This window comes from Ferrovibrio sp. (genome assembly GCF_036381655.1).
Classification (GTDB): domain Bacteria; phylum Pseudomonadota; class Alphaproteobacteria; order Ferrovibrionales; family Ferrovibrionaceae; genus Ferrovibrio.
In genome coordinates, this window is record NZ_DASVCJ010000066.1 from 21,207 (window position 1) to 27,440 (window position 6,234).

Genomic DNA, 6,234 nt, shown 5'->3' on the forward strand with positions numbered 1-6,234 from the left:
AGGGCCGCGCCCGTGACGGAGAAACTGCAGCGGGCGGATGGCGCGCTGAGCCTGCGTTTCGCGGCCGATGCGGCCGGCGTGACGCGTCTCGCCGATCTCTACCAGCACGACCCTTGCCGCGCCCTGCTGCCGCGGCCCGATCCGGACGAGTCGCCGACCGCCGTGCTGATCACCACGGCCGGCGGCCTGACCGGCGGCGACCGCCTGCGGCTCAGCCTGGCGGCAGAGGCCGGCGCGGCGGCCTTATGCACGCCGCAAGCGGCAGAGAAGATCTACCGAGCCGCCGACGACGGGGACGCGGCGATCGAGATCGACCTGGCACTCGCCTCCGCGGCGCGGCTCGAATGGCTGCCACAGGAGACGATCCTGTTCGATGGCGCCCGGCTGCGCCGCAAGGTGCGGATCGGCCTCGTGGAAAATTCCGCCCTGCTTGCCGGCGACATCACGGTCTTCGGCCGCATCGCCAGCGGCGAGCGCTTCAGTGAAGGATTTCTGTTCGACCGCTGGCAGCTCCGCTGCGGCAGCCGGCTGATCTGGCAGGATGCGGCCCGGCTCGAGGGCGATGTCGCCGGCCTGCTGGATCATCCGGCCGGCTATGGCGGCGCGGCGGCGCAGGCGCTCATTCTATATTACGGTCCGGATGCCGCGGCCGCCCGCGATGGGCTTCGCGAGCAGCTCGGGGCGCAGCGGATCGGCGGCGGCGTCACCCTGCTGGACGGCCTGCTGATTGCGCGGCTGGTCGATGGCGATGCGGCTCGGTTGCGGCGGCATTTCGCGACGCTCTGGTCGATTCTGCGGCCGAGGCTCGGCCGGCCGGCCCGGATGCCGCGGCTTTGGCGATTCTAGCCGGCCGATTGAGTCTTCTCGCGTCACATTGCGAGCGCCTTTTGCCTGAATTTTGCGCTTTGCATCTTTTTCAGACGGCTTTGCCTGTGTTTTGAGCAAGATTTGCGCTTCGTCCCTGTTGGCCGGGCGGGAAGGCGAGGCGTCCGACTATGCCGCCATGGCGTGATATCGGATTTCGCAGTCTGGAATCAGGCAATTAGAGCCAAATCCTGCGCTGTCCCGGGGCTCGCGGCCGGCTTGGCACGGTCCTTGCCACTTCTGTGTCATCTGGTCGTGCCCATGGGGGGGCCGCCAAGAAGCGCAGGAGAGGATTTGATGCAAAAATTCATACGGACGATGACCGTGCTGGGCGCGGTCGCCGCCGGGATTGCGGCCACGGCCGCGCGCGCGGAAGACACCATCAAGATCGGCGTGCTGCATTCGCTGTCGGGCACCATGGCGATCTCGGAGACCACGCTGAAGGACACCGTCCTGATGATGGTCGACGACCTGAACAAGCAGGGCGGCCTGCTCGGCAAGAAGGTCGAAGCCGTCGTCGTCGATCCCGCCTCCAACTGGCCGCTCTTCGCCGAGAAGGCACGCGAACTGATCTCGAAGGACAAGGTCGCGGTGGTGTTCGGCTGCTGGACCTCGGTGTCGCGCAAATCCGTGCTGCCGGTTTTCGAGGAGCTGAACGGCCTGCTGTTCTACCCGGTGCAGTATGAGGGCGAGGAAAGCTCGAAGAACGTCTTCTATACCGGCGCGGCGCCGAACCAGCAGGCGATTCCGGCCGTCGAATACCTGATGAGCAAGGAAGGCGGCGAGGCGAAGCGCTGGGTGCTGGAAGGCACCGACTACGTCTATCCGCGCACCACCAACAAGATCCTCGAGGCCTTCCTGAAGTCCAAGGGCGTCAAGGCCGAGGACATCATGGTCAACTACACGCCGTTCGGCTTCTCCGACTGGCAGACCGAGGTTTCGAAGATCAAGCAGTTCGCCTCGGCCGGCAAGAAGACCGCCGTGGTCTCCACCATCAACGGCGACGCCAACGTGCCCTTCTACAAGGAGCTGGCCAACCAGGGCATCAAGGCCTCCGACATTCCCGTCGTCGCCTTCTCGGTCGGCGAAGAGGAACTGGCCGGCATCGATGCCAAGAACCTGGTTGGCCATCTGGCGGCCTGGAACTACTTCCAGTCGGTCAAGAACCCGGTCAACGACGCCTTCATCAAGCAGTGGCACGCCTACATCAAGAATCCGAAGCGCGTGACCAACGATCCGATGGAAGCCACCTATATCGGCTTCAAGATGTGGACCCAGGCGGTGCAGCAGGCCGGCACCACCAATGTCGATGCCGTCCGCCAGGCCATGTATGGCCAGAAGGTCAAGGCGCCGTCGGGCTTCACCGCGGTGATGAACACCAACCATCATCTCTCGAAGCCGGTCTATATCGGCGAAATCCGTCCGGACGGCCAGTTCAACATCGTCTGGAAGACCAAAGGGCCCATCAAAGCGGATGCCTGGTCGAAATATATCCCGGAAAGCGCCAAGCTGACGGCCGACTGGACCTATCCCTGGGTCTGCGGCAATTGCGAGAAGCCGAAATACGGCGCGCTGACCAACTGAGTGGGTTGTCCGTCTAGTCTCCATGGCCACCGGCCCTTTCTTCCGTCGCGTCGCAGCGTCCGGCGGAAGGAAGGGCACGAGCCGGGAGCATCCCGGAATAAAGCGCCACCCATGAAGCGCAACCGGAGTTTTGCCGTGTCTCTCGCCACAACCATGTCCGTCACGATGAAAACCAGATCTCTCCTGCTGGCCTGTCTGCTGGCCTTGACGATGGCCGCCGGTCCCGCCGGCATGGCCCGGGCCGCGGACGAGCCGCTGGAAGAATTGCTCGCCGGCCTTGCCTACGATCCCAAGCCGGCGGTCCAGGCGCTGGAACAGCGCGCGGACGCGCGCGCGAAAGCCGTGATCGCCGCCTTGGCGAAGGGGAGCCTCTTCATCCGTCTGGACGACAATGCCGTCGTCATCGGCGAGAAGGACGGCGAGCAATATGTGATTACCAATGCGCTGACCGGCGATATCGAGGCGATGGCCGGCCCGGAGGACTTGAAGCCGGTCGAAGTCGATGCCGAAACCAGGGCCCGGCTCGGCGGTGCTGCGCCGCAGGCCACGCAGGGGTTGCGCCCGTTCGACTTTGCCGCCGGCGTGAAGGCGCTGAATGCGGAGGATTTCGCCGCCAAGCGCGCGGCGATCGACCGGTTGACCGATCTGGGCGATCCGCGCGCCATTCCCGTCTTCCGCGCCCTGGCCGATGGCCGGCTGTTCGCGCGCAAGTCGGATGGCGCCATCGTGATCGGCTCGGCGAGCGGCAACGATATCCAGCTTGCCGACGCCACCACGCTGGCCCGCGGCGACATCGTCAGCGAAAGCGATCTGGATGTCGTCTTCGTCAACAACAATCTGCGCAACGTGCTCAACGAGGCGATCGGCCGCCTCGGACTGCTGAGTGCCGATGCCGAGCAGCGCCGCCGCGCCGCCGATGCGCTGCTGGATGGAGTGACGCCGGAAACCGCCGTGCTGCTGCGCGAAGCCTACGCCAGGGAAGGCGTTGCCTCGGTGAAGCGCGCGATGGAACGGGCCCTGGCGGCCGTCGATCTTGCCGATCCCGACAAGGCACGCCGCATTGCCGCCGTCGGCATTCTGGCCGGCACGGCCGATCTGCGCGTGCGTTCGCTGTTGCAGGCGCGCCTCGGTCAGGAGGCCGATCCGGATGTGAAGGCGGCGATCGCTGCCGCCTTCAACCGGATTCAGACCAAGGTCACCCTGCTGGGCTATGCCGAAAACCTGGTGCAGGGCATCAGCCTGGGCTCCGTTCTGCTGCTTGCCGCAGTAGGCCTGGCGATCACCTTCGGCGTCATGGGCGTCATCAACATGGCGCATGGCGAGATGATCATGCTGGGCGCCTATTCGGCCTATGTAACGCAGGAGGTGTTCCGTGCCTTTCTGCCGCCCGGCTGGATCAATGCCTATCTGATCGCCGCTCTGCCGGTGGCCTTCCTGGTGGCGGCGGCCTTCGGCGTCGCCATCGAGCGCTGCGTGATCCGCTTTCTCTATGGCCGTCCGCTCGAAACCATGCTGGCCACCTGGGGCATCAGCCTGGGGCTGCAGCAGCTTGTGCGCATGACCTTCGGCGCGCCGAACAAGGAGGTGGCCAATCCGGACTGGATGACCGGGGCGATAGAACTTACCGGCGGCTTCGCGGTGACCTGGAACCGGCTGTACATCATCGTCTTCTGCTTTGCGGTGCTCGGGTTGATCGCGCTGATCCTGCGCAAGACCAGCTTCGGTCTGCACATGCGGGCGGTGACGCAGAACCGTCCGATGGCCGCGGTGATGGGGATTCCCACGGCGCGCGTCGACGCGCTCACCTTCGCGCTCGGCTCCGGCATCGCCGGGATGGCGGGCGTGGCGCTCAGCCAGATCGGCAATGTCTCGCCCAATCTCGGCCAGATTTACATCGTCGACAGCTTCCTGGTGGTCGTCTTCGGCGGCGTCGGCAACCTGATGGGTACGCTGATCGGCGCGCTGACGCTCGGCATCGTCAACAAGCTGCTCGAGCCGGTGGCCGGCGCCGTGCTCGGCAAGGTGGTCGTGCTGGTCTTCATCATCCTGTTCATCCAGAAACGCCCGCGCGGGCTATTTGCGGCGAAAGGCCGCGCTGCAGATGCGTAAGGAGCAGTCGATGCGTGAAGCACTGAACACGCTGGCCCGACCCGCGCCGCTTCTGAGCCCGCGCGGCTGGGCCGCTTTCCTCGGGGTCGGTTTCGTGCTGATCGTGCTGGTGCCGCTGGCCAACCTGCTGCCCCCGGCGGGCGCGGCCGTCCATCTGCCCGACTACCTGGTGCCGCTGCTCGGCAAATATGCCTGCTATGCCATCCTGGCGCTCAGCCTTGATCTGGTCTGGGGCTATGCAGGCATCCTGAGCCTCGGGCATGGCGCCTTCTTCGCCCTGGGCGGCTATGCCATGGGCATGTACCTGATGCGGCAGATCGGCGCGCGCGGCGTCTATGGCAATCCCGAATTGCCGGATTTCATGGTCTTCCTGAACTGGAAGGAACTGCCCTGGTACTGGTACGGCTTCGGCCATTTTCCCTTTGCGCTGCTGATGGTGCTGCTGGTGCCGGCCGTGCTGGCGCTGGTGCTGGGCTGGTTCGCCTTCCGCAGCCGCGTCACCGGCGTCTACATCTCGATCGTCACGCAGGCGATGACCTTCGCGCTGATGCTCGCCTTCTTTCGCAACGATATGGGCTTCGGCGGCAATAACGGCCTGACCGATTTCAAGGACATTCTCGGCTTTTCGGTGCAGGCGCCGGCGACCCGCATCGGGCTCTATGTCGTATCGGTGCTCGTGCTGGGACTCTGCCTCCTGCTCTGCCGTTACGTGGCGCAATCCAAGCTTGGCCGCGTGCTGCTGGCGGTGCGCGATGCGGAAAGCCGGGTCCGCTTTCTCGGCTACTCGCCCACCGCCGCCAAGCTGTTTGCTTTCACGCTTTCGGCCGTACTGGCGGGCATTGCCGGCGCGCTTTACGTGCCGCAGGTCGGCATCATCAATCCGTCGGAATTCTCGCCGGCCAGTTCCATCGAGATCGCCATCTGGGTGGCGGTCGGCGGCCGCGGCACGCTTTACGGCGCCATCTTGGGCGGCGTGCTGGTCAACCTGATCAAGACCTGGCTTACGGGCGCCGCGCCCGAACTCTGGCTTTTCGTACTCGGTGCGCTCTTCGTCGCCGTGACGCTCGCCTTCCCGAAGGGCGTGGTCGGCCTGGCCGGTCAGTGGAAGTCATGGCGCGCCGAGCGGCGCAGCTTCGCAAAGGTGGAGGCGGCGGAATGATGCAGGCGACGGGCTCCATTTCCGCGCCGGCGGCCCAACCAGGCCGGCCTGATGAGATTTCAGCCGGCATGGCGCCGGAAATCATCGAGCGTCCGCGGGTTTCCGATACCCAGCTCTATCTCGATGGCGTCTCGGTCAGCTTCGACGGCTTCAAGGCGATCAACAATCTCGCGTTGATGGTTGCTCCTGGAGAGCTCCGCATGATCATTGGACCAAACGGCGCCGGCAAGACCACGATGATGGACATAATCACCGGCAAGACGCGGCCGGATGAAGGCGAGGTTTTGTTCGCCGGGCGTGTCGACCTGACCAGGCTGGACGAAACCGAGATCGCCAATCTCGGCATCGGGCGCAAATTCCAGAAGCCGACCGTGTTCGAGAATCTCACGGTGTTCGAGAATTTCGAACTGGCCATGAAAGCTCCGCGCGGCGCCTGGAAGACGCTCGCCGCGCGCCTGGACAGCGCCGCGCTCGACCGCATCGCCTGGGCGCTGCAGACCGTCGGCTTGGCCGGCCGC

5 protein-coding genes are annotated in these 6,234 nt (G+C 65.2%); all 5 read left to right on the top strand.

Going from position 1 to position 6,234, the window contains the following annotated elements:
- Positions 1-12 precede the first annotated feature (12 nt).
- Positions 13-846, top strand: a complete 834-nt coding sequence (locus tag VF194_RS15095; RefSeq protein WP_330892012.1) for an urease accessory protein UreD — start codon at positions 13-15, stop codon at positions 844-846.
- Between the two features lie 315 nt (positions 847-1,161).
- Positions 1,162-2,448 (top strand): urea ABC transporter substrate-binding protein, encoded by a 1,287-nt coding sequence (gene urtA, locus VF194_RS15100; protein ID WP_330892013.1) that lies wholly within the window; start codon positions 1,162-1,164, stop codon positions 2,446-2,448.
- Between the two features lie 135 nt (positions 2,449-2,583).
- Positions 2,584-4,557 (top strand): urea ABC transporter permease subunit UrtB, encoded by a 1,974-nt coding sequence (gene urtB / locus VF194_RS15105; protein ID WP_330892014.1) that lies wholly within the window; start codon positions 2,584-2,586, stop codon positions 4,555-4,557.
- 10 nt (positions 4,558-4,567) lie between these two features.
- Complete coding sequence (gene urtC, locus VF194_RS15110; RefSeq protein WP_330892015.1) at positions 4,568-5,716, top strand: urea ABC transporter permease subunit UrtC; 1,149 nt, start codon at positions 4,568-4,570, stop codon at positions 5,714-5,716.
- Between the two features lie 68 nt (positions 5,717-5,784).
- Positions 5,785-6,234 (top strand): ATP-binding cassette domain-containing protein (locus tag VF194_RS15115; protein ID WP_330892016.1); only part of this gene is annotated, 450 nt, incomplete at its 3' end.

Bases quoted from the DNA above. Each gene is read 5' to 3' on its own strand.
- urtA (WP_330892013.1), top strand. From the start codon at position 1,162: ATGCAAAAATTCATACGGACGATGACCGTGCTGGGCGCGGTCGCCGCC.
- urtC (WP_330892015.1), top strand. From the start codon at position 4,568: ATGCGTGAAGCACTGAACACGCTGGCCCGACCCGCGCCGCTTCTGAGC.